Annotated in this window: 19 protein-coding genes and 1 riboswitch; of the genes, 3 read left to right on the top strand and 16 right to left on the bottom strand. The window is 73.4% G+C overall.

Annotation, left to right across the window (positions count from 1 at the left end; genetic code table 11):
- Positions 1–4: 4 nt before the first annotated feature.
- From J2X49_RS11555 to ribD, 5 genes are all read right to left on the bottom strand, one after another.
- Positions 5–1,360: an MFS transporter gene (locus J2X49_RS11555; protein WP_310126440.1), complete on the bottom strand. Its 1,356-nt coding sequence runs from the start codon at positions 1,358–1,360 to the stop codon at positions 5–7.
- A 222-nt stretch (positions 1,361–1,582) separates the two neighbouring features.
- Positions 1,583–2,056 (bottom strand): 6,7-dimethyl-8-ribityllumazine synthase, encoded by a 474-nt coding sequence (gene ribH, locus J2X49_RS11550; protein ID WP_310126438.1) that lies wholly within the window; start codon positions 2,054–2,056, stop codon positions 1,583–1,585.
- Complete coding sequence (gene ribB, locus J2X49_RS11545) at positions 2,056–3,324, bottom strand: 3,4-dihydroxy-2-butanone-4-phosphate synthase (RefSeq protein ID WP_310126435.1); 1,269 nt, start codon at positions 3,322–3,324, stop codon at positions 2,056–2,058. The genes ribH and ribB overlap by 1 nt, the downstream gene beginning before the upstream one ends.
- Positions 3,321–3,950, bottom strand: a complete 630-nt coding sequence (locus J2X49_RS11540) for a riboflavin synthase (protein ID WP_246992129.1) — start codon at positions 3,948–3,950, stop codon at positions 3,321–3,323. The genes ribB and J2X49_RS11540 overlap by 4 nt, the downstream gene beginning before the upstream one ends.
- A complete protein-coding gene (ribD, locus tag J2X49_RS11535; RefSeq protein ID WP_310126430.1) occupies positions 3,950–4,966 on the bottom strand; it encodes a bifunctional diaminohydroxyphosphoribosylaminopyrimidine deaminase/5-amino-6-(5-phosphoribosylamino)uracil reductase RibD in 1,017 nt (338 codons plus the stop codon). The genes J2X49_RS11540 and ribD overlap by 1 nt, the downstream gene beginning before the upstream one ends.
- Before the next feature lie 50 nt (positions 4,967–5,016).
- Positions 5,017–5,159: riboswitch (FMN riboswitch) on the bottom strand.
- Between the two features lie 128 nt (positions 5,160–5,287).
- Here ribD and lipB point away from each other — a divergent pair.
- Together lipB and J2X49_RS11525 are read left to right on the top strand one after the other, a co-directional pair.
- Positions 5,288–5,950, top strand: coding sequence for a lipoyl(octanoyl) transferase LipB (gene lipB, locus J2X49_RS11530; protein ID WP_310126427.1), 663 nt, complete (start codon positions 5,288–5,290; stop codon positions 5,948–5,950).
- Between the two features lie 77 nt (positions 5,951–6,027).
- The gene (locus tag J2X49_RS11525) at positions 6,028–7,002 is read left to right on the top strand and encodes a lipoyl synthase (protein ID WP_128188829.1); all 975 of its coding nucleotides are present in this window, start codon (positions 6,028–6,030) and stop codon (positions 7,000–7,002) included.
- 25 nt (positions 7,003–7,027) lie between these two features.
- On the opposite strand, the gene J2X49_RS11520 is transcribed toward J2X49_RS11525, so the two are convergent.
- The 4 genes from J2X49_RS11520 to J2X49_RS11505 all read right to left on the bottom strand — a co-directional run bounded on the left by J2X49_RS11520 (position 7,028) and on the right by J2X49_RS11505 (position 10,481).
- Positions 7,028–7,603 (bottom strand): GNAT family N-acetyltransferase, encoded by a 576-nt coding sequence (locus tag J2X49_RS11520; RefSeq protein WP_310126425.1) that lies wholly within the window; start codon positions 7,601–7,603, stop codon positions 7,028–7,030.
- Positions 7,600–8,595 (bottom strand): tryptophan--tRNA ligase, encoded by a 996-nt coding sequence (trpS, locus tag J2X49_RS11515; protein WP_310126421.1) that lies wholly within the window; start codon positions 8,593–8,595, stop codon positions 7,600–7,602. The genes J2X49_RS11520 and trpS overlap by 4 nt, the downstream gene beginning before the upstream one ends.
- Positions 8,596–8,615: 20 nt before the next feature.
- Entirely contained in the window at positions 8,616–9,446 is an 831-nt protein-coding gene (locus J2X49_RS11510) for an exodeoxyribonuclease III (RefSeq protein ID WP_310126418.1), read from the bottom strand.
- A gap of 69 nt (positions 9,447–9,515) precedes the next feature.
- The gene (locus tag J2X49_RS11505) at positions 9,516–10,481 is read right to left on the bottom strand and encodes a YhjD/YihY/BrkB family envelope integrity protein (protein ID WP_310126416.1); all 966 of its coding nucleotides are present in this window, start codon (positions 10,479–10,481) and stop codon (positions 9,516–9,518) included.
- A gap of 53 nt (positions 10,482–10,534) precedes the next feature.
- Between J2X49_RS11505 and ptsP the strand changes: the two genes are divergently transcribed.
- Positions 10,535–12,181: a phosphoenolpyruvate--protein phosphotransferase gene (gene ptsP, locus J2X49_RS11500; RefSeq protein ID WP_310126413.1), complete on the top strand. Its 1,647-nt coding sequence runs from the start codon at positions 10,535–10,537 to the stop codon at positions 12,179–12,181.
- Here ptsP and J2X49_RS11495 read toward each other — a convergent pair.
- The 7 genes from J2X49_RS11495 to sdhC form a co-directional block, all read right to left on the bottom strand.
- Positions 12,178–13,797, bottom strand: coding sequence for a GTPase (locus tag J2X49_RS11495; RefSeq protein WP_310126410.1), 1,620 nt, complete (start codon positions 13,795–13,797; stop codon positions 12,178–12,180). The two genes, ptsP and J2X49_RS11495, sit on opposite strands and share 4 nt — an antisense overlap.
- Positions 13,794–15,695 (bottom strand): dynamin family protein, encoded by a 1,902-nt coding sequence (locus tag J2X49_RS11490; protein WP_310126408.1) that lies wholly within the window; start codon positions 15,693–15,695, stop codon positions 13,794–13,796. The genes J2X49_RS11495 and J2X49_RS11490 overlap by 4 nt, the downstream gene beginning before the upstream one ends.
- A 38-nt stretch (positions 15,696–15,733) precedes the next feature.
- Positions 15,734–16,525, bottom strand: coding sequence for a tryptophan-rich sensory protein (locus J2X49_RS11485; RefSeq protein WP_310126406.1), 792 nt, complete (start codon positions 16,523–16,525; stop codon positions 15,734–15,736).
- A 116-nt stretch (positions 16,526–16,641) separates the two neighbouring features.
- Positions 16,642–17,442 (bottom strand): succinate dehydrogenase iron-sulfur subunit, encoded by an 801-nt coding sequence (locus J2X49_RS11480; RefSeq protein WP_396131328.1) that lies wholly within the window; start codon positions 17,440–17,442, stop codon positions 16,642–16,644.
- 122 nt (positions 17,443–17,564) lie between these two features.
- Entirely contained in the window at positions 17,565–19,352 is a 1,788-nt protein-coding gene (gene sdhA, locus J2X49_RS11475; protein WP_310126400.1) for a succinate dehydrogenase flavoprotein subunit, read from the bottom strand.
- Between the two features lie 28 nt (positions 19,353–19,380).
- Positions 19,381–19,839, bottom strand: coding sequence for a succinate dehydrogenase hydrophobic membrane anchor subunit (locus J2X49_RS11470; protein WP_310126397.1), 459 nt, complete (start codon positions 19,837–19,839; stop codon positions 19,381–19,383).
- Positions 19,839–20,276, bottom strand: a complete 438-nt coding sequence (sdhC, locus tag J2X49_RS11465) for a succinate dehydrogenase, cytochrome b556 subunit (RefSeq protein WP_396131305.1) — start codon at positions 20,274–20,276, stop codon at positions 19,839–19,841. The genes J2X49_RS11470 and sdhC overlap by 1 nt, the downstream gene beginning before the upstream one ends.
- Positions 20,277–20,350: the final 74 nt, after the last annotated feature.

Raw genomic sequence — 20,350 nt, 5'->3', positions numbered from 1 at the left:
CGCGTCAGCGCTCCATGTCGATGTCCTTCGTCTCCTTCGACAGCAGCAGCGCGATGAGCGTCAGCACCGCGGCGCCCGCGAGGTAGACGCCGACCCAGAAGATGCTGCCGCCGCCCGCCGTCCACAGCGCCACCGCGATGAACGGCGCGACCGCGGCGCCCAGGATCGACGAGACGTTGTACGAGACGCCCGAGCCCGTGTACCGCACGTTGGTCGGGAACAGCTCGGGCAGCAGCGCGCCCATCGGGCCGAAGGTGAAGCCCATGAGCGACATGCCGATGATGAGCCACGCCATCACGCCGACGAAGCCGGCGCTCGTGAGCGGCACCCACAGGAGGCCGAAGGCGATGATGCCGAGCGTCACGACGATGAGCGTCGCGCGGCGGCCGAAGCGGTCGGCGAGCGGCCCCGAGACGAGCGTGAAGATGCCGAAGAACACCACGCCGACGATGAGCATGATCACGAACGCGTTGTACGAGTAGCCGAGCCCGGGGATCGCCGCGTCGGTGGGCGTGCGGCCGTACGTGAGCGAGAACGTGGTCATCAGGTAGAAGAGCACGTACGTCGCGAGCATGAAGAAGGTGCCGAGCAGCAGCTCGCGCCAGTGGTGGCGCACGACGGTGCCGAGCGGCAGCCGCTGGATGGTGCCCGACTGCTTCGCCTTCTCGAACGACGTCGACTCGACGAGCCGCAGCCGCACCCACAGGCCGACGACGACCATCACGGCCGAGAAGAGGAACGGGATGCGCCAGCCCCAGTCGAGGAACGCCTGCGAGGGCCGCGAGGGGTCGTCGCTCGGCAGCAGCGCGGCGATGATGAGGAAGAGGCCGTTGGCGATGATGAAGCCGATCGGCGCGCCGAGCTGCGGGAAGGTGCCGTACCAGGCGCGCTTGCCGGCGGGGGCGTTCTCGGTCGCGACGAGCGCCGCGCCCGACCACTCGCCGCCGAGCGCGAAGCCCTGCGCGAGGCGCATGAGCACGAGCAGCGCGGCGGCGAACCAGCCGACCTGCGCGTAGGTGGGCAGCACGCCGATGAGGAACGTGGCGATGCCCATCGTCAGCAGCGCGCCGACGAGCGTCGCCTTGCGGCCGAACTTGTCGCCGAGGTGCCCGAAGACGACCGAGCCGATGGGGCGCGCGACCATCGCGGCGCCGAACGCGGCGAACGAGGCGAGGAGGGCCGTCGTGTCGTCGCCGGTAGGGAAGAAGAGGTGCGGGAACACCAGCACGGCGGCGGTCGCGTAGACGTAGAAGTCGTAGAACTCGATCGTCGTGCCGATGAGGCTGGCGAAGATGACGCGGCCGCGGGAGTTGGCCGGCTGCGACGACGCGGCGGTCGTCTGGGTTGCGGAGATGGACATGCTGCTTCCTGGATGCGGTGGCGCGCGCTGGATGCGGGGTGGTGCGGCGCGCGCGAACGGTGCGGTCCGCTCGTGACGGGCCGGCCATCTGGGGGACGGCTGCGGCCCCGGGACGACGACATCCCAGTGTACCGAGCCTGGTAACCGGCCACGGCCTCGACGACCGTTGCCCGCCCGCCGCCGCGACGCACCCGCCCTTCGTCGAGGGCGGATGCGCCGGGCTCAGCCCTGCAGGGAGCGGAGCGCGAGCGCGGCCTCGACGACCGCCTCGGCGGCCTCGCGGCCCTTGTCCTCCTTCGAGCCGGGGAGGCCCGCACGGTCGATGCCCTGCTGCTCGTCGTCGAGGGTCAGCACGCCGAAGCCGACGGGCTTGCCGGTGCGGATGGCGACGTCGGTGAGGCCGACCGTCGCCGCCTGCGCGACGTAGTCGAAGTGCGGCGTGCCGCCCCGGATGATGACCGCGAGCGCCACCGCGCCGTCGCACCCGGCCTCGATCGCCGCCTGCGCGACGACCGGCAGCTCGAACGAGCCCGGCACGGGCAGCTCGACCACGTCGGCGCCCATCTCGGCGAGCGCGCGCCGGGCGCCCTCGAGCAGCCCGGTCGCGATCTGCTCGTGCCAACGTCCGTGCACGATCGCGATGCGCATCCCGCTCGCGTCCAGCCCGCTCGTCCGCGGTGCTCCTGCTCCGGCCATCAGTCTTCTCCCTGCTCATCGTTGGCTGCGATCACGGCCGGCAGCTGGTGACCCATGCGGTCGCGCTTGGCCGAGAGGTACTGCTCGTTGTGCTCGCCGACGCCCACGAGGAGCGGCACGAGTTCGGAGACCTCGATGCCGTGGCGCTCGAGCGCCTCCTGCTTCAGCGGGTTGTTGGAGAGCAGCCGGATGGACTGCACGCCCTGCTGCCGGATGATGCCGGCGGCGGCGCCGTACTCGCGGGCGTCGGCGGGGAGGCCGAGCGCGAGGTTGGCGTCGAGCGTGTCGAGCCCGTCCTCCTGGAGGCGGTACGCCTTCAGCTTGTTGATGAGGCCGATGCCGCGCCCCTCGTGGCCGCGGAGGTAGACCACCATGCCGTTGCCGGCCTCCTGGATGGCCTGGACCGCCGCGTCGAGCTGCGGGCCGCACTCGCACTTGAGCGAGTGCAGCGCCTCGCCGGTGAGGCACTCGGAGTGCACGCGCACGAGCGCGCCGTCGGCGAGCTCGTCGCCGGCGATGATCGCCACGTGGTCGGCGCCGGTCTGGCGGTCGCGGTAGGCGGCGACGCGGAACGTGCCGAAGCGCGTCGGCACGTTGGTCTCGACCTCGAAGGAGACGCGCGCCGACTCGTCGTTCGCGCCCTTGCACGCCGTCGGGAGCCCGCCGGCGTCGAGGTAGTCGATGAGGTCCTCGATCGTGATGACCGGCAGGTCGTGCTCCTCGCCGAAGGCGATGAGCGAGGGCAACCGGCGCATCTCGCCGCCGTCCTCGACGAGCTCGCCGATCACGGCGACCGGCTCGAGGCCCGCGAGCTTCATGAGCTCGACGCCCGCCTCGGTGTGGCCCTTGCGCTCGCGCACGCCGCCCTCGACCGCCCGCAGCGGCACGATGTGGCCGGGCCGGCGCAGGTCCTGCGGGGTGGTCGCGGGGTCGGCGAGCACGCGCAGCGTGTGGGCGCGGTCGTCGGCCGAGATGCCGGTGGAGTCGCGGTCGGCGGCGTCGACGGTGATCGTGTACGCCGTCTGCCGCGCGTCCTCGTTCTCGAGCACCATGAGCGGCAGTCCCAGCTCGTCGGCGCGCTCGCCGGTGAGCGGCGCGCACAGGTAGCCCGAGGTGTGGCGCACCATGAAGGCGATCCACTCGGTCGTCGCGAGCTGCGCCGACATGATCAGGTCGCCCTCGTTCTCGCGCCCCTCGTCGTCGACGACGATGACGGGCTTGCGCTCGCGCAGCGCCTTGAGTGCCGCGTCGATGGTGGTGATGCTCATGATGCCTCCCGCTGCAGCTGCAGCATGCGCTCGACGTGGCGAGCGACGATGTCGGTCTCGATGTTGACCCGGTCGCCGGCGGCGCGGAAGCCGAGCGTCGTCGACTCGAGCGTCTCGGGGATGAGCGACACCTCGAACCACTGCTCGGCCTCGCCCGGCTCGCTCACGGCCGACACGGTCAGGCTGATGCCGTCGACGGCGACCGAGCCCTTCCGCACGACGAGGTGCGCGAGCGCCGGGTCGAGGGCGAAGCGCACGGTGCGCTGCCCCTCGGCGTCGACGACCGAGAGCACCCGCGCGGTGCCGTCGATGTGGCCCTGCACGATGTGGCCGCCCAGGCGGTCGCCGACGGCGGCGGCGCGCTCGAGGTTCACGCGGTCGCCCGGCCGACGGTCGGCGAGCGTCGACATGTCGACCGAGATCTGCATGACGTCGGCCGTGAACGCATCCGCCGTCCGCTCGACGACGGTCAGGCAGAGGCCGTTGACGGCGATGGAGTCGCCGTGGGACGCGTCGCTGACGGCCAGGGGGCCGCGCACGGTGAGGCGCCAGGCCTCGCCCTGCCCGGTGCTGTGGGGCTCGAACGAGACGACCTCGCCGAGCTCCTCGATGATGCCGGTGAACATCACTGCTCGCTCTCTGTCGTGGCCTCGACCAGGAGGTCGCGGCCGAGCTGCTCGAGCCGCGTCACCGTGAGGTGGCGCTGCTCGTCGATCGTCCCGACGCCGAGGTCGTCGAGGGCCGTGCGCGGGCCCCCGAGGAGGGTCGGCGCGAGGTAGACGGTGAGGCGGTCGGCGAGGCCCGCGCGGATGAACGCGCTCGCGAGCGTCGGCCCGCCCTCCACGTAGAGGGTCTGGATGCCTGCGGCGGCGAGGGCGAAGAGCTCGCGCTCGAGCTCGTGGCCGGCCGTGCGGAATCCGCGGGGGTGCCGGTGCAGGGCGGCGGAGCCGGGCACGGCGCGCCCCCCGAAGACGACCGGGATCGGCTGCGGCGCATCCGGCTCGCCCTCGATGCGGGCGGTCAGCTGCGGGTCGTCGGCGAGCACGGTGCCGGTGCCGACGGCGATCGCGTCGTGGGCGCTGCGCTCGCGGTGCACGTGCGCGCGGGCCTCGGGGCCCGTGATCCACCGGCTGCTGCCGTCGGCGGCGGCGGCGCGGCCGTCGAGCGACTGCGCCCACTTCACCGTCACGCGCGGCCGGCCGGTGCGCTGCACGAAGAGCCAGTCGGCGACGAGCACCGCGCCCTCGGCCTCGTCGGCGCGCACGACCTCGACACCCGCCGCTGCGAGGCGCTGCGCGCCGCCGCTCGACGCGTCGCCGGGGTCGGCCGCGGCGTAGACGACGCGCGCGACGCCCGCGTCGAGCAGCGCGACGGCGCACGGGCCGGTGCGGCCGGTGTGGTTGCAGGGCTCGAGGGTGACGACGGCGGTCGCGCCGCGCGCCTCGGCGGGCGTGAGCCGCGAGAGCGCGTCGACCTCGGCGTGCGGCGTGCCGGCGCCGCGGTGCCAGCCCTCGGCGAGCACCCGGCCATCGGGGGAGAGCACGACGGCCCCGACCTGCGGGTTGACGCCGCGGGGGCCGCGGAGCGCGAGCTCGCGGGCGCGCGCCATGGCGCCCTGCTCAGCGCCGCTGATCCCTGCCATGCCGTCCTCTCCAGAACGCGCGCGGGGATCCGAGGGGTCGCGTCGCGACCCCACGTGCGCCTCCCCTCCGGACTCTCACCGTCGGTGCTGGAGTTCCACCAGCTCAGCCGAGCAGCACCTCCTGCTGGAGGGCGCCGCTCGGGTCGCGGACTATCACCGCCGGTTCAGACTTGCACTGACCCCGGGCACGTTGCACTGCCAGCCTACAACTCGCCTCCGGCCGCGCCCATTCCCGTGCCCGCGCATCCGTTGCCGCCTGTATTGTCGTACTGGGTATAGCAATCCGGATGGGGGCACGACGACGTGGAGACCGAGCGACGGATGGATGTGGTCGAGCTGGGCGCGGGCGCCGACTACCGCGAGACCTGGGCCCTGCAGCGCGCGCTCCACGCGCAGGTCGTCGACGGCGCGCGGCCCACGCTGCTGCTGCTCGAGCACGCGAGCGTCTACACCGCGGGCACCTCGACGCAGCCCGGCGACCTCCCGACCGACGGCAGCGAGGCGATCGAGGTCGACCGCGGCGGCCGCATCACGTGGCACGGCCCGGGCCAGCTCGTGGCCTACCCGATCGTCGCGCTGCCCGACGCGGTGCAGGTCGTCGACTGGGTGCGCCGGCTCGAGGAGGCGATCATCCGCGCGCTCGCGGCGAGCGGGCTCGCGACCCGGCGCATCCGCGGCCGCGCGGGCGTCTGGGTGGCGGATGCGGCGGGCGAGCGCAAGGTCGCGCAGGTCGGCGTGCGGGTCGCCTCGCGCGCCTCCATGCACGGCATCGCGATCAACGTCGCCAACTCGCTCGCGCCCTTCACGGCGATCGTGCCGTGCGGCATCGCCGACGCCGGGGTGACGACCGTCGAGCTCGAGACGGGCCGCCCACACGAGCCGATGGCGATCGGGCGCCGCTTCGCGGCCGAGCTCGAGCCGCTGCTCGACTTCGCGCCGTTCACCTCGGTGGCGCTCGACGACCGCGCGGCGGTGCACGCGTGAGCGCGCGCAGCCAGTCGGCGCAGACGCAGGAGCAGGCCCAGGCCGACGCCGCCCGCCCCGAGCCGCAGGGCCGGCGCATGCTGCGCATCGAGGCGCGGAACGCCGAGACGCCCATCGAGCGCAAGCCCGCCTGGATCAAGACGCGCGCCCGCATGGGCCCGCAGTTCCGCGAGCTGCAGGAGCTCGTGCAGGCGCAGGATCTCCACACCGTCTGCCAGTCGGCGGGCTGCCCCAACATCTACGAGTGCTGGGAGGACCGGGAGGCGACGTTCCTCATCGGCGGCGACCAGTGCACGCGCCGCTGCGACTTCTGCCAGATCGACACCGGCAAGCCGGCGCTGCTCGACCTCATGGAGCCGGTGCGGGTCGCCGAGTCGGTGCGCACGATGGGGCTGCGCTACGCGACCGTCACGGGCGTCTGCCGCGACGACCTCGAGGACGAGGGCATCTGGCTCTACGCCGAGACGGTGCGGCGCATCCACGAGGCCAACCCCGGCGTCGGCGTCGAGATGCTCGCGCCCGACTTCACCGGCCGCCGGCACCTCCTGCAGCAGCTGTTCGAGACGCGGCCCGAGGTCTTCGCCCACAACGTCGAGACCGTTCCGCGCATCTTCAAGCGCATCCGCCCCGGCTTCCGCTTCGAGCGCAGCCTCGACGTGCTGCGCTGGAGCCGCGAGGAGGAGCTCGTGACGAAGTCGAACCTCATCCTCGGCATGGGCGAGACCGACGACGAGGTCGTCGAGACGCTCGAGGCGCTGCACGAGGCCGGCACCGAGCTCATCACCATCACGCAGTACCTGCGGCCCTCGCCGCGCCACCACCCGGTCGACCGCTGGGTGGAGCCCGAGCGCTTCGCCGAGCTCGGCGAGATCGCGACCCGCATCGGCTACGCGGGCGTCATGTCGGGGCCGCTCGTGCGCTCGTCGTACCGGGCGGGCACGCTCTACCGGCGCGCGCTCGAGGTGCGCGGCGGCGCGGCGCCGGCGCCGATCATCACCGGCATGGGTGCCGCGGCTCCGGCTGCGGCGGGCATCACGAACAACGCGCGCTGAGCGGGCGGGCGGATGCGCCGGCCGGTCAGCCGAGATCGGGCCAGGGGAGCGCGTCGGCCGGCTCGCCGTGGGCCGGCCGCACCGCGTGGTGCTGCAGCTCGGGCACGCCGCGGTGCAGCCCCGCGCGCGTGCCGAGGTAGTGGAAGCCGGCGGCCCGGGCGACGCGCATCGACGCGACGTTGCCGTCGTAGCAGGCCCAGCGCACCTCGGGCCAGGTCAGGCAGCCGTCGGCGTGGCCGACCGCGGTGCGCACGGCGTCGGCCATCAGGCCCCGGCCCTGCGCCGCGGGGTGCAGCCAGAAGCCCACCTCGCGGCTGCCCTCGCGCAGCCCGATGACGCCCGCGAGCGGCCCGCCGAGCGACTCGCGGATCGCCCACACGCGCTCGTCGTGCTCGCCGCGCCAGCCGGCGGGAGCGAACTCCCGCACGAACGACTCGGCGTCCTCGCGGCGGTACGGCACGGGCGTCTCGAGCCAGCGCTCCGCCTCGGGGGTCGTGCACGCCTCGACGACCCGGTCGATGTCGGCCTCGCGGAGCGCCGTGAGCAGCACCTTCCCGCCGACGACGGGCAGCGACGGCCCCGCGAGCGACCCGGCGGTCATCGCAGCCCCATCGCCTCCAGCGCGCGGCCGAGCGTCGCATCCGCCACCGCCGCCGCGCGCTCGGCGTTCGCAGCCAGCAGGCGGTCGAGCTCGGCGGGGTCGGCGAGCAGCTCGAGCGTGCGCTCGCGCACCGGCGCCAGCTCGGCGACGACGGCGTCGGCGACGGCCGTCTTGAAGACGCCGTAGCCCTGCCCGGCGAACTCCGCCTCGAGACCGGCCACCGGCGTGCCCGTCATCGCGGAGAGGATGTCGAGCAGGTTGGTGACGCCCGGCTTCTCGGCGCGGTCGGCGCGGATCGAGCCCTCGGTGTCGGTGACGGCCGAGCGGATCTTCTTCGCGGTGCGGGCGGGCTCGTCGAGCAGCCACACCACGCCCTTGTCGTTGTCGGCCGACTTCGACATCTTCGACGCCGGCGCCTGCAGGTCGTAGATGCGGGCGCCGTTCGCGAGGATCACGGGCTTCGGCACCGTGAAGGTCCGCCCGAAGCGCTTGTTGAAGCGCTCGGCGAGGTCGCGCGTGAGCTCGACGTGCTGCTTCTGGTCGTCGCCGACCGGCACGACCTCGGTGTCGTAGAGCAGGATGTCCGCGGCCATCAGGATCGGGTAGGTGAAGAGGCCGACGGAGGCCGTCTCCTGCCCGCCCTTGGCGGTCTTGTCCTTGAACTGCGTCATCCGGCTCGCCTCGCCGAAGCCGGTGATGGTCGAGAGCAGCCACTGCAGCTGCGCGTGCGCGGCGACGTGCGACTGCACGTACAGGCACGAGCGGTCGGGGTCGATGCCGCCCGCGATGTACTGCGCGGCGAGGGTGCGCACCTGCTCGCGCAGCACCTTCGGATCCTGCGCGACGGTGATCGCGTGCAGGTCGACGATCGAGAAGAACGCGTCGTACTCGTCCTGCATCCCGCGCCACTGCTGCAGCGCGCCGATGTAGTTGCCGAGGTGGAGCGAGCCCGAGGAGGGCTGCATCCCCGAGTAGAGGCGGGGCTTGGCCATGGTGGTTCCAGTCTGAGTGATCACAGGTCGTAGTCGACGATGACGGGGGCGTGGTCGGACCATCGGGTGTCCCACGCGCTCGCGCGATCGATGCGGTAGTCGCGGGCGACCGCCCCGAGGGCGGGCGAGGCCATGTGGTAGTCGATGCGCCAGCCGGTGTCGGTGTCGAACGCCTTGCCGCGCTGCGACCACCAGGTGTAGGGGCCGTCGACGTCGGGATGCGCGGCTCGGCCCACGTCGACCCATCCGTGGCCGCGGCCGCGGCGGCCGTCGACGCCGGTCACCATGCCGGTGCCGAAGAAGCGGTCGAGGTGGCTGCGCTCCTCGGGCAGGAAGCCCGCGTTCTTCTGGTTGCCGCGCCAGTTCTTGATGTCGAGCGGCGTGTGGCCGACGTTGAAGTCGCCCACGACCACGGCGTGCTCGGCGTGCGAGCGCAGCTGCGGCAGGCGCTTCGCCATCGAATCGAGGAAGCGGAACTTCGCGTCCTGCTTCTCGCTGCCGACCTCGCCGCCCGAGTGCACGTAGGCGGAGACGACCGTGAGCAGCGTCTCGCCGAGGAGGAAGTCGGCCTCGAGCCAGCGCCCCTTCGTGTCGAAGGTCTTCAGGCCGATGTCGGTGCGGTGCTCGATCGACGGCTCGCGCGAGAGCACGGCGACGCCTGCGCGGCCCTTCGCGGTGGCGGGGTCGTGCAGCACGTGCCAGCCGGGCACGAGCGGCAGGAGGTCCTCGTCGAGCGCGCGCACCTCCTGCAGCGCCACGATGTCGAAGCCACCGGCCTCGAGCCACTCGCCCATGCCGTTGCGGAACGCGGCGCGCACGCCGTTGACGTTGACGGAGGCGATGCGGACCATGCCCTCGAGCCTACCGAGCGGGCACGGGCGCCCCGGACCGGCCGGGCGGCCGCGGAGCGCTCCGGGAGGTCAGCGGATGCGCCGCGCGAGCCGCTTGTGGAGCCGGGCGTGGTCGCCGCCCTCGCGCCGGTTGGCCTGCACCTCGACGAGGAGCTCCTTCGCCTGCGCGGGGCTCAGACGCGCATCGATGCCGCCCGCCTCGACGAGCCGCGTGTAGGCGCGGCCGGTGGGCGTGACCGCGACGAACGCGAGCGACACGAGCAGGATCTGCATGATGAAGCCGAGCCAGATGAGGATGATCACGACCGCGGCGACCCCGGCGAGCAGCGGGTTGTTCTCGACCGCGCCGAACAGCAGCGATGCGAGCAGCTTGAGCACCTGGAAGGCCACCGCGCACGCGAGGGCGGCGAGCACGACCTGCTTGGCCGGCAGCCGCAGCCGGCCGCCGAAGCGGAACAGCAGCAGCACGATGCCGGTGTCGAGCAGCAGCTGGATGGCGAAGCCGAGCACCCGGCCCGCCCAGCCGAGGCCGAGCGCATCGGCGAGCGTCTGCGTGACCACGAGCAGCCCCGAGGAGACGACGACGAGCAGGCCGATGCCGAGCGCGACGCCGAAGTCGCCGAGCTTCAGCAGGATGACGTTCGACGGCGGGGCGCCGAGGTCGAACATCGCGCGGAAGCCCTCGCGGCTCACGCCGATCCAGGCGATCGCGGTGATCAGGATCGAGACGGCGGCGATGGCGCCCGCCCAGCCGACGATCGACGAGCCGGTCAGCTGCTCGACGTCGAGCGCGCCGCCCTCGCCGATGAGCCCGGGGATCGACGACGAGATCGAGTCGATCACGGCCTCGCGGAGCGCCACGTTGCCGCCCAGCACCGCCATGAAGATCGCGAACGCGACGAACAGCGCCGCGAACAGCGACAGGAACGCCTGGAGGGTCATGCCCTGCGCGAGCACGGGTCCGCGCTGCTCGCTGTAGCGCTGCCACGCCCGCACCGGCCACGACCGCATCACGCGCTCCAGCAGCGGCTTCATGGTGCCTCCGGTCGGGGTCGTGGCGGGCAGGGGGCCCAGCGTAGTGTGGCGGGATGAGTGCGCTCTCAGGGGTCGGAGTCGGTCGGGGCATCGCTGTCGCGAAGGTGCTGCGGATGCCGGAGCCACTCGCCCCGCCGAGCGACGAGCCGCTCGCCGCCGACGCCGGTGCCGAGCACGAGCGCGTGCGGCAGGCGCTCGAGGGCGTCGCGCACGAGCTGCAGGCGCGCGCGGCCGCCGCGGGCGGCGACGCGCAGGAGGTGCTCGAGGCCGCCGCGCTCATGGCGCAGGACCCGGCCATCCTCGACGACGTGCGCGCGCGGCTCGACGGCGGCGCGAACGCCGAGCGCGCGACGTGGGATGCGTACGGCGCGTTCCGCGACATGCTCACGGCGATGGGCGGCTACATGGCCGAGCGCGCGACCGACCTCGACGACGTCGCCCAGCGCGTCGTCGCGCGCCTCCGCGGCGTCGCGGCGCCGGGCGTGCCGCAGTCCGACGAGCCGTTCATCCTCGTCGCGCGCGACCTCGCGCCCGCCGACACGGCGACCCTCGACCTCGAGCGCACGCTCGCCCTCGTGACCGAGGAGGGCGGTCCCACGTCGCACACCGCGATCCTGGCCCGCTCGAAGTCGCTGCCCGCGGTCGTCGGGGTCGTGGGGCTGCTGTCGGCGGTCGCCGACGGCCAGCGCGTGATCGTCGACGCGCGGGCCGGCACCGTCGTGCTCGACCCGGACGACGCATCCGTCGCCGCCGCCCTCGTCGAGCGCGAGTCGCGGGCGGCCGCCTCGAGCGCGCCCATCACCGAGGGCGCCCTCGCCGACGGCACGAAGGTGCCGCTGCTCGCGAACGTGGGCTCGCCGAAGGACGCGCCCGCGGCTGTCGCGCTGGGCGCGGAGGGCGTGGGGCTCTTCCGCACCGAGTTCCTCTTCCTCGACTCGTCGAGCGCGCCGAGCGTCGAGGCGCAGACCGCGGCCTACACCGAGCTGCTGCAGGCGTTCCCCGGCAAGAAGGTCGTCGCGCGCGTGCTCGACGCCGGCGCCGACAAGCCGCTGCCGTTCCTCAACGACGCCCACGAGGAGAACCCGGCGCTCGGCCTCAGGGGCATCCGTGCGCTGCGCGCGACCGAGCAGATCCTGCGCGACCAGCTCACGGCGCTCGCGAACGCGCAGGCGGCGACCGACGCCGAGTTGTGGGTGATGGCGCCGATGATCGCCGACGTCGAGGAGACCGAGTACTTCGTCGCGCTCGGGCGGGAGCTGGGCCTGCGCACCGTCGGCGCGATGGCTGAGGTGCCGTCGATCGCGGTCGTCGCCGACCAGGTGCTCGAGGTGGCCGACTTCGTCTCGATCGGCACGAACGACCTGACGCAGTACACGCTCGCCGCCGACCGGCAGCTGGGCTCCGTCGCCGCCTTCCAGGACCCGTGGCACCCGGCGGTGCTGCGGCTGGTGGGGATGCTCGGCGAGGCCGGGGCGAAGGCCGGCAAGCCCGTGGGGGTGTGCGGCGAGGCCGCGGCGGATCCGGCGCTCGCGGTCGTGCTCGTCGGCCTCGGCGTGACGTCGCTGTCGATGAGCGCCTCGGCGCTCGCCGACGTGCGCGCCGAGCTGCTGGCCGTGACGCTCGACGAGGCGCGCGAGCGCGCCGCTCGGGCGGTCGCCGCCCGATCGGCGGCCGGCGCGAGGGCGGCGGCTGCCGCCTAGCGCTTCCGCCCGGCCGCGCGGGCGACGGCGACGGCGAACTCCCGGGCGCGCTCCCGCTCGCCCTCGATCGGCAGCACCACGACCTCCTGGGCGACGGCGTGCACCTGCTTGCGCAACCGGCGCCGCGCCCGCGCGCGCCGGGACGCGCCGACCGCACCGCCGATGAGCGCGCCCACGATGCCGAGCACGATGCCGAGCAGCACGCCGCCGATGAGCCCCACGAGCGGCACCGGCCAGCCGTCGAGCCATGTCGCCGTGCCCTCGACCTGCGGGATCGTCGGCGCGACCATGCCCCACAGCGGCAGCAGCACGGGCAGCAGCAGCCAGATGCCGCTCACGACCGCCGCGAGCAGCGCGATCCACTGGATCGCGGCGAGGAGCGGCCACCACCAGGAGCCGCGGGCGCCGAGGTCGGTGCGGGCGACCGCCCGGTCGAGCTCCGCCGGGAGCCGCTCGAGCGCATCCGCCGCGTGCTCGTGGATCGCCGCAGACCAGCCCTCGCCGAGCCCCGCGGCGGCCGCGTCGGCGTAGGCGCGCACCGCGGTGCCCGCCTGGGCGCGCTGCGCGGCGCTCATGGGCGGCATGCCGGTGCGGTGCACCTCGGCGTCGCGGCCGCGCTCGCGGCCGAGCGCGAGGTGCAGCCGTCGGAGCGGGTCGGGCGCGAGCCGCAGCATCCACGCCGTGAGCGGCCAGCCGGTCACCTGGCCGGCGCGCTTGCGGTAGCTGCCGGCGACCGCCTGCGCGACCGCCTCGACGTTCGCGGCGGCGCCGAGGCCCCGCTCGAGCTGCTGCACGTCGGCCGAGCGCAGCTTGCCCGGCACGCCCGACTGCTCGAGCCTGCCCGCGATGCCGCGGATGTCGGCGGCGAGGCGCTGCGAGGCCGCCTTCCGATCCGCGGCGAAGCGCGCGATGAGCGCCCGCAGGTCGTCGATGCCCTCGCCGGTCGCGGCCGAGACCGGCAGCACCCGCACGCCCTCGAGCCCGTCGCGGCGCAGCAGCCCGCGCAGCGAGCCGACGACGTGCTGCACCTCGCCGGCCGGCAGCCGGTCGACCTGGTTGAGCACCGCCGCCGTCACCGCCGCGTGCGTCGCGAGCGGCGCGATGAAGTCGCGGTGGATGACGGCGTCGGCGTACTTCTGCGGGTCGACGACCCACACGAGCACGTCGACCTGTCCGGCGAGCCGCTCGGCGATCGCGCGGTGCTCGAGCGCGACCGAATCGAAGTCGGGCAGGTCGAGCACGATGAGCGACAGCTCCTGGCCGGCGGCGAAGGGCCGCTCCATGATGCGCCGGTCGCTCACCTGCAGCCAGTCGAGCAGCGCGGATGCGCCGCGGGGGTTCCAGACGGCCGCGAGCGGCTCGGAGGTGGTCGGCCGGCGCACGTGGGTGCGCGCGAGCGCCTCGCCCGCGAGCGCGTTCATGAGCGAGGACTTGCCCGATCCGGTCGCGCCGAACAGGCCCACGACGGTGTGCTCGGAGGACAGCGCGCGGCGCTCGCCGGCGCTCGCCGCGATGCGGCGCACCGCCTCGAGCTCGGCCTCCGGCACGCGGCCCGCGCCGAGCTCGGCCGCCTCGGAGAGCGCGCCGAGCAGCGCGTCGACGGTCGGCTCGCTCATCGCGGCGCCCCCGGGCGCTCGTCGGCGGCGTGGGGGCCCGGCCCGAGCTCGCGCACGTCGTCGGCCTCGCCGTCGACCGGCGACTCGGCGTCGTCGTCGAGCGCCTCGCCCTCGACGAGGTCGCTCGGCTGCAGCGCCCGCGAGTGCGGCTCCTCGGCGCGCCCGACGGCCGCCATCGCGGTCTCGAGCTCCGTCGCCGCGTCCCGCAGCACATCCGCCGCCGTGCCCGCCTCCACGGGCGCGAGCAGCGCGTCCCAGCGCGACGCCTCCCGCTCGAGCAGCGCGCGCACCCGGGTCTCGAGGTCGTCGCGCGCCTGCGCGGCCAGGCGCCGCACGGCGTCCTCGCCGAAGATCGTCTCGAGCAGCTTCTGCCCGACGACCGCCGAGCCGCCGGCGATCGCGAGCTCGCCGCCGGTGAGCCCGCCGGTCGACGCGAACACCACGACCATGAGCGCCACCGTGATCACGTTGAGCCCGAGCGACATCACCCGCGCCTTGGTGCGCTTGCCGGCGGCCTGCTCGGTGATGAGCTCCATGAGCGCCTGCTGCCAGTCGCGCACGAGCGTCGCGGCGCGCTCCGAGAGGTCGGGCGACGGATGCGCGAGGTCGGCGCCGCTCGTGAGCTGCCGGCCGACGGCGCTGTGCCGCACGCGCTGCCACGCATCGGAGGCGGCGCGGCCGGCCTCGTCGACCATGACCGCATGCAGGCCGCTCTCGATCTCGTGCTCGACCTCGACCGCGGGCGGCGGCTTGCCCTGGAACCACGCGACGACCTGGTCGCGCGTGCGGGAGTACCAGGACTCGACCGTGCGGAACACGTCGGAGGTGCCGACGAAGTCCTGCCAGCGGGCGAGCACCTCGCCGCGCAGCAGCACGCCGTCGCGCGTCGCGTCGGTGACGCGCTCGGCCGCATCGGCGTGCGCGGTGCGCACCGTGTCGCGGAGGTCCTGCGCGACCACCAGCTGCTCGTCGCGGGCGTCGGCGACCGCGCGCGCCGTGACGCCGAGCCGCTCCACCGTGCCCGCGAGCGTGCGGCCGGCGATGCGGGCACGCTCGGCGCGGTCGCCGGCGATGCCGGTCAGCCAGCCGCGGATCGCCTCGGTCGCGGCCTCGGGGAGCATGCCGCCTCCGTCGAGCGGCGACTCCGCGATCACGAAGACCGGCGCGTCGGCGAGGCCCCGCACCGCGAGCATCTGGCGCAGGTCGGCCTCCACCTCGGCCTCGGCGCCCGGCGGCACCCGGTTCAGCACGACGCCGACGGTGATGTCGCGGGCCGCGGCGTCGTCGAGCAGCTTCCACGGCACGGCGTCGGCGTAGCGGTTGGCGGTGGTCGAGAACAGCCACAGGTCGGCGGCGGCGAGCAGCTGCGCGGCGAGCGCGCGGTTCTCGTCGGCGATCGAGTCGACGTCGGGCGCGTCGAGGATCGCGAGGTCGCGCGGCACGCGCTCGTCGGCGACGAGCACGACCGAGCCGATGAGCGCGGCGTCGGGCTCGTCGCCCGCCTCGCTCGCGGGCGCCTCGCGCACGACGCCCCGCACCCGCGCGAGGCCGGGCAGGATGCGCGTCGAGCCGAACCAGCCGGCGTCGGCAGGGGAGTGGAGCAGGATCGGCTGCCGGGTGGTGGGGCGGATGACCCCGGTGCGGGTGACGGGATGGCCCACGAGGGCGTTCACGAGCGTCGACTTGCCGGCGCCGGTCGAGCCGCCGACGACCGCGAGCAGCGGTGCGTCGAGGTGGCTGAGGCGCGGCTGGATGTAGTCGTCGATCTGCCGCACCGCCGCCTTCCGCGCGTCGCGCGCGGCGTCGGCGCCCGCCACCGACAGCGGCAGGGCGACGCCGTCGAGGGCGTCGCGCAGGGCGTCGAGCCGCTCGAGGGCGGCGATGGTGGCGTCGGTCACGCGGCCAGTCTGCCCCACGAGCCCGAGCGTCGGCCGGGCTACCTGATGGGCGCCGGCACCCGCCGCAGCCGCGCGATCACCGTCGCGGCGCCGATCGCCACGCACACCGCCGCGGCGGCGACCGCGACGGGGAACGACGCCGGCTCGTCGAGCGCGCGCCCGATCCCGATCCACGAGAGCCCCCAGAGCATGGCGAGCGTCGGGGCGATGCGGCCGCCGCCGCGGGCGGCGATCAGCGCGCCGACGAGCGCGACGACCGCCAGCACCACGATCGCGAGCGGCTCGAACGGCTCCGGCCGCACCCCCGCATCCGCGAGCCAGGCCGCGATGTTCGCGACCGTCGCCACCGACACCCAGCCGAGGTAGAGGCCGAACGTGCCGTCGACGACGACCGCCTCGAGGCGCGAGGCGGGGCGGATGCGGCACAGCAGCTCGAAGATGGCGGCCAGCACCGCGAGCAGCACGACGATGACGACGACGGTCACCGGCAGCAGCCCCGCTTGCGCGCACAGGATCCACGCCGCGTTCAGCACGAGCGAGGCCACTGCGAGCCAGCCGATCGCGCGCTGCCGGCGGTCGTGGCGCTGGGCGGGCAGCACCTGCCACACCGCGTAGACGGCGAGCCCGAGGTAGATGACCGACCAGATCGAGAAGGCCGGGCTCGCGGGGGCGAGCGGCGTCGCATCCGCCGCGAGCGCGCCGCTCGAGGAGGCCTGCACCTCGGCGCCGCCGAACGCGCCCGAGCCGAGCGCGGCCATCGCAAGCGTCACCGGCAGCGCGATGAACACGGCCCAGGGGCGGATGCGGTCGAGGGTCGAGGTGCGGTCCATGCCCGCAGACTACATTGCCAGGCTAACTATTCGACGAGCGGTCGCCGAGGATGTGCCGAGGGCCCGCCTCCGACCGATGGTGGTCGGGAGCGGGCCCTCGAGAGGCGGGCGCTCGCCTAGAGCTTGACGCCCGTCAGCATCGCCTGCTTGACCTCGGCGATCGCCTTCGTCACCTGGATGCCGCGCGGGCACGCATCCGTGCAGTTGAAGGTGGTGCGGCAGCGCCACACGCCCTCGCGGTCGTTGAGGATGTCGAGGCGCACCTGGCTCGCCTCGTCGCGGCTGTCGAAGATGAAGCGGTGCGCGTTCACGATCGCCGCCGGGCCGAAGTACTGGCCGTCGGTCCAGAACACCGGGCACGAGGTCGTGCACGCGGCGCAGAGGATGCACTTCGTGGTGTCGTCGAAGCGCTCGCGCTGCGCGATCGTCTGGTGGCGCTCCTTCTCGGGCTTGCCCGAGGCCTGCAGGAACGGCTGGATCTCGCGGAAGGAGTCGAAGAACGGCTCCATGTCGACGATGAGGTCCTTCTCGAGCGGCAGTCCCTTGATCGCCTCGACGTAGATGGGCTTCGAGATGTCGAAGTCCTTCACGAGCGCCTTGCAGGCGAGCCGGTTCTTGCCGTTGATGCGCATCGCGTCGGAGCCGCACACGCCGTGCGCGCACGAGCGGCGGAAGGCGAGCGAGGGGTCCTGCTCCCACTTGATGCGGTGCAGGGCGTCGAGGATGCGCTCCGTTTGGTACATCTGCACGTCGTAGTCGACCCAGCGCGGCTCGTCGTCGACCTCGGGGTCGTAGCGGCGCACGATGAGCGTCACGGTGAAGCTCTCGGGCACCTCGACCGGCGCGGCCTCGACCGGGCGGTCGGCGGCCTCGGCAGCGGAGCCGACCGGCGCGGCGCTCGTGCCGCTCGACGACATCGCGCTCTCGGCGTCGGCCGTCGTCGCCTCGACGGCGGCGTCGGCCTGCGCGGCGGGGTCGCCGGTCTCGGCCTCGCGCTCGAAGCCGGCGCTGTTCTCGTTCTTCTGCTCGCTCTCGGCCATCAGTACTTCCGCTCCGTCGGCTGGTAGTGGGTGACGCGCACGGGCTTCCAGTCGAGGCGGATGCCCTGGCTGGCTCCCGTCTCGGCGTCGGTCAGGTACGCCATCGTGTGCTGCATGTAGTTCACGTCGTCGCGCGTCGGGTAGTCGTCGCGCATGTGGGCGCCGCGCGACTCCTTGCGGTTGATCGCCGAGACGACCACCACCTCGGCGAGGTCGAGCAGGAAGCCCAGCTCGACGGCCTCGAGCAGGTCGGTGTTGAAGCGCCGGCCGCGGTCGTGGATGCGCACGTTCGGGTAGCGCTCGCGCAGGGCGGCGATGTCGGCGAGCGCCGTCTGCAGCGTCTCCTCGGTGCGGAACACCTGGGCGTTGCGGTCCATCGTCTCCTGCAGCGCCTTGCGGATCTCGGCGACCGACTCGGTGCCCTCGCCCTCGCGCAGCTGGGCGAGCATCTTCACGACGCCGTCCGCGGCGTCCGCGGGCAGGTCGACGAAGTCGGCCGTCTGCGCGTACGCGACGGCGTTGTTGCCGGCCCGCTTGCCGAAGACGTTGATGTCGAGCAGCGAGTTCGTGCCCAGGCGGTTGGCGCCGTGCACCGACACGCACGCGCACTCGCCGGCGGCGTAGAGGCCCGGGATGACGGTCTCGTTGTCGCTCAGGACCTGCGCGTCGTTGTTGGTGGGGATGCCGCCCATCGCGTAGTGCGCGGTGGGGTAGACGGGCACGCGCTCGACCACCGGGTCGACGCCGAGGTAGGTGCGCGCGAACTCGGTGATGTCTGGCAGCTTCGTCTCGAGCACCTCGGCGCCGAGGTGGGTGCAGTCGAGGTAGACGTAGTCCTTGTTCGGGCCTGCGCCGCGGCCGTCGAGCACCTCCTGCACCATCGAGCGGGCGACGATGTCGCGCGGCGCGAGGTCCTTGATGGTGGGGGCGTAGCGCTCCATGAAGCGCTCGCCGGAGGCGTTGCGCAGGATCGCGCCTTCGCCGCGGGCGCCCTCGGTGAGGAGGATGCCGAGGCCCGCGAGGCCCGTCGGGTGGAACTGGTAGAACTCCATGTCCTCGAGCGGCAGGCCCTGGCGCCACACGATGCCGACGCCGTCGCCCGTGAGGGTGTGCGCGTTGGAGGTGGTCTTGTAGATCTTGCCGAAGCCGCCGGTGGCGAAGACGACCGACTTGCCCTGGAAGACGTGGATCTCGCCCGTCGCGAGCTCGTAGGCGACGACGCCCGAGACGCGCTTGACGCCGTCGACCTCGGCCATGATCAGGTCGAGCGCGTAGAACTCGTTGAAGAACTCGACGCCGTGCTTGACGCAGTTCTGGTAGAGCGTCTGCAGGATCATGTGGCCGGTGCGGTCGGCCGCGTAGCAGGCGCGGCGCACGGGCGCCTTGCCGTGGTCGCGCGTGTGGCCGCCGAAGCGCCGCTGGTCGATCTTGCCGTCCGGCGTGCGGTTGAACGGCAGGCCCATGTTCTCGAGGTCGTAGACCGCGTCGATCGCCTCGCGCGTCAGGATCTCGGCCGAGTCCTGGTCGGTGAGGTAGTCACCGCCCTTGACGGTGTCGTACGTGTGCCACTCGTTGCTGTCCTCCTCCACGTTGGCGAGCGCCGCGGCCATGCCGCCCTGCGCCGCACCCGTGTGGGATCGCGTCGGGTAGAGCTTCGTGATGACCGCGGTCGACGCCTTGGGCGCCGCCTCGATCGCCGCGCGCATGCCGGCGCCGCCGGCCCCGACGATGACGACATCGTGCTGGTGGTAGTGGATGCCGTCGGTGACGGAACTGTGATCAGCCATGGAAGGTGGGGGTCTCCGTAGATCTCGACTAGAGCGACGCGCAGAACTCCGGCAGCAGCGCGGGGTCGGCGGCCGTCGGGCAGGGGTCGAACGTGAAGGTGATGAGCGTGCCGAGGATGATCAGCACCGCGGCGGCGACGCCGATCGCGCCGATCGCGACCGTGCGGATCGCGGGCTTGTGCACGTAGTCGTTGACGATCGTGCGCATGCCGTTCGAGCCGTGGAGGATCGCCAGCCACAGCATCGTGACGTCCCACCACTGCCAGAACGGGTCGGCGAGCTTGCCGCCCACGAAGCCGAAGTCGATGGCGTGGATGCCGCCCGGCGTCCAGAGCAGGTTGTAGGCGAGGTGGCCGAAGATCAGCACCACGAGCACGACGCCCGAGGCGCGCATGAAGATCCAGCCGGCCTTCTCGAGGTTGGGGCCGCGACGGCCCTTCGAGCGCGCCGGGTAGGCGTAGTTGGGGCTCTCGATCGTGGTGCTCATCACTCGCCCCCCTCGGCCGGCGAGAACACGTTCACCAGGTGGTTCGGCGTGAAGTAGAGCATCAGCGCGACGACGACGCCCATCACGATCCAGAACAGCAGGCGCTGGTGGCGCGTGGCCCACGGCCACACGTCGACGAGGATGATGCGCAGCCCGTTCATCGCGTGGAGCACGACGGCGCCAACGAGCGCCACCTCGCCCAGGCCCATGATCGGGTTCTTGTACGACTCCATCACCGCGTTGTACGCCTCCGGGCTCACGCGGATCAGCGACGTGTCGAGCACGTGCACGAGCAGGAAGAAGTAGATCGCCACACCGGTGATGCGGTGGAGCACCCACGACCACATGCCCTCGTTGCCGCGATACAGCGTGCCGCTGAACGTGGTCCTCTGGGGCTTGGGGTCGGGGAGGGTGAGGCTGCTCGATGTCTCAGACACGCGCGTTCCCTCCGTTGGTCGACCGGGCAAGGTGCATCCATCCTATGCCCGCCCGCCGACGCCGTCGGCCCGTC

Origin of the sequence: Agrococcus sp. BE272 (genome assembly GCF_031457935.1) — a bacterium.
Classification (GTDB): domain Bacteria; phylum Actinomycetota; class Actinomycetes; order Actinomycetales; family Microbacteriaceae; genus Agrococcus; species Agrococcus sediminis.
Note: the sequence above shows the minus strand (reverse complement) of the source record. Positions and strands in the feature narration are given on the sequence as shown.

Excerpts from the sequence above, each read along its gene's own strand:
- J2X49_RS11470 (WP_310126397.1), bottom strand. The coding sequence starts at position 19,839 with ATGAGCACCACGATCGAGAGCCCCAACTACGCCTACCCGGCGCGCTCG.
- J2X49_RS11480 (WP_396131328.1), bottom strand. The coding sequence starts at position 17,442 with ATGTCGTCGAGCGGCACGAGCGCCGCGCCGGTCGGCTCCGCTGCCGAG.
- J2X49_RS11540 (WP_246992129.1), bottom strand. The coding sequence starts at position 3,950 with ATGTTCACCGGCATCATCGAGGAGCTCGGCGAGGTCGTCTCGTTCGAG.
- ribB (WP_310126435.1), bottom strand. The coding sequence starts at position 3,324 with ATGAGCATCACCACCATCGACGCGGCACTCAAGGCGCTGCGCGAGCGC.
- J2X49_RS11495 (WP_310126410.1), bottom strand. The coding sequence starts at position 13,797 with ATGAGCGAGCCGACCGTCGACGCGCTGCTCGGCGCGCTCTCCGAGGCG.
- ribD (WP_310126430.1), bottom strand. The coding sequence starts at position 4,966 with ATGGCAGGGATCAGCGGCGCTGAGCAGGGCGCCATGGCGCGCGCCCGC.
- J2X49_RS11510 (WP_310126418.1), bottom strand. The coding sequence starts at position 9,446 with ATGGTCCGCATCGCCTCCGTCAACGTCAACGGCGTGCGCGCCGCGTTC.
- J2X49_RS11520 (WP_310126425.1), bottom strand. The coding sequence starts at position 7,603 with ATGACCGCCGGGTCGCTCGCGGGGCCGTCGCTGCCCGTCGTCGGCGGG.
- ptsP (WP_310126413.1), top strand. The coding sequence starts at position 10,535 with ATGAGTGCGCTCTCAGGGGTCGGAGTCGGTCGGGGCATCGCTGTCGCG.
- lipB (WP_310126427.1), top strand. The coding sequence starts at position 5,288 with ATGGATGTGGTCGAGCTGGGCGCGGGCGCCGACTACCGCGAGACCTGG.
- trpS (WP_310126421.1), bottom strand. The coding sequence starts at position 8,595 with ATGGCCAAGCCCCGCCTCTACTCGGGGATGCAGCCCTCCTCGGGCTCG.
- J2X49_RS11525 (WP_128188829.1), top strand. The coding sequence starts at position 6,028 with ATGCTGCGCATCGAGGCGCGGAACGCCGAGACGCCCATCGAGCGCAAG.
- J2X49_RS11505 (WP_310126416.1), bottom strand. The coding sequence starts at position 10,481 with ATGAAGCCGCTGCTGGAGCGCGTGATGCGGTCGTGGCCGGTGCGGGCG.
- J2X49_RS11555 (WP_310126440.1), bottom strand. The coding sequence starts at position 1,360 with ATGTCCATCTCCGCAACCCAGACGACCGCCGCGTCGTCGCAGCCGGCC.
- J2X49_RS11485 (WP_310126406.1), bottom strand. The coding sequence starts at position 16,525 with ATGGACCGCACCTCGACCCTCGACCGCATCCGCCCCTGGGCCGTGTTC.
- sdhA (WP_310126400.1), bottom strand. The coding sequence starts at position 19,352 with ATGGCTGATCACAGTTCCGTCACCGACGGCATCCACTACCACCAGCAC.
- ribH (WP_310126438.1), bottom strand. The coding sequence starts at position 2,056 with ATGGCCGGAGCAGGAGCACCGCGGACGAGCGGGCTGGACGCGAGCGGG.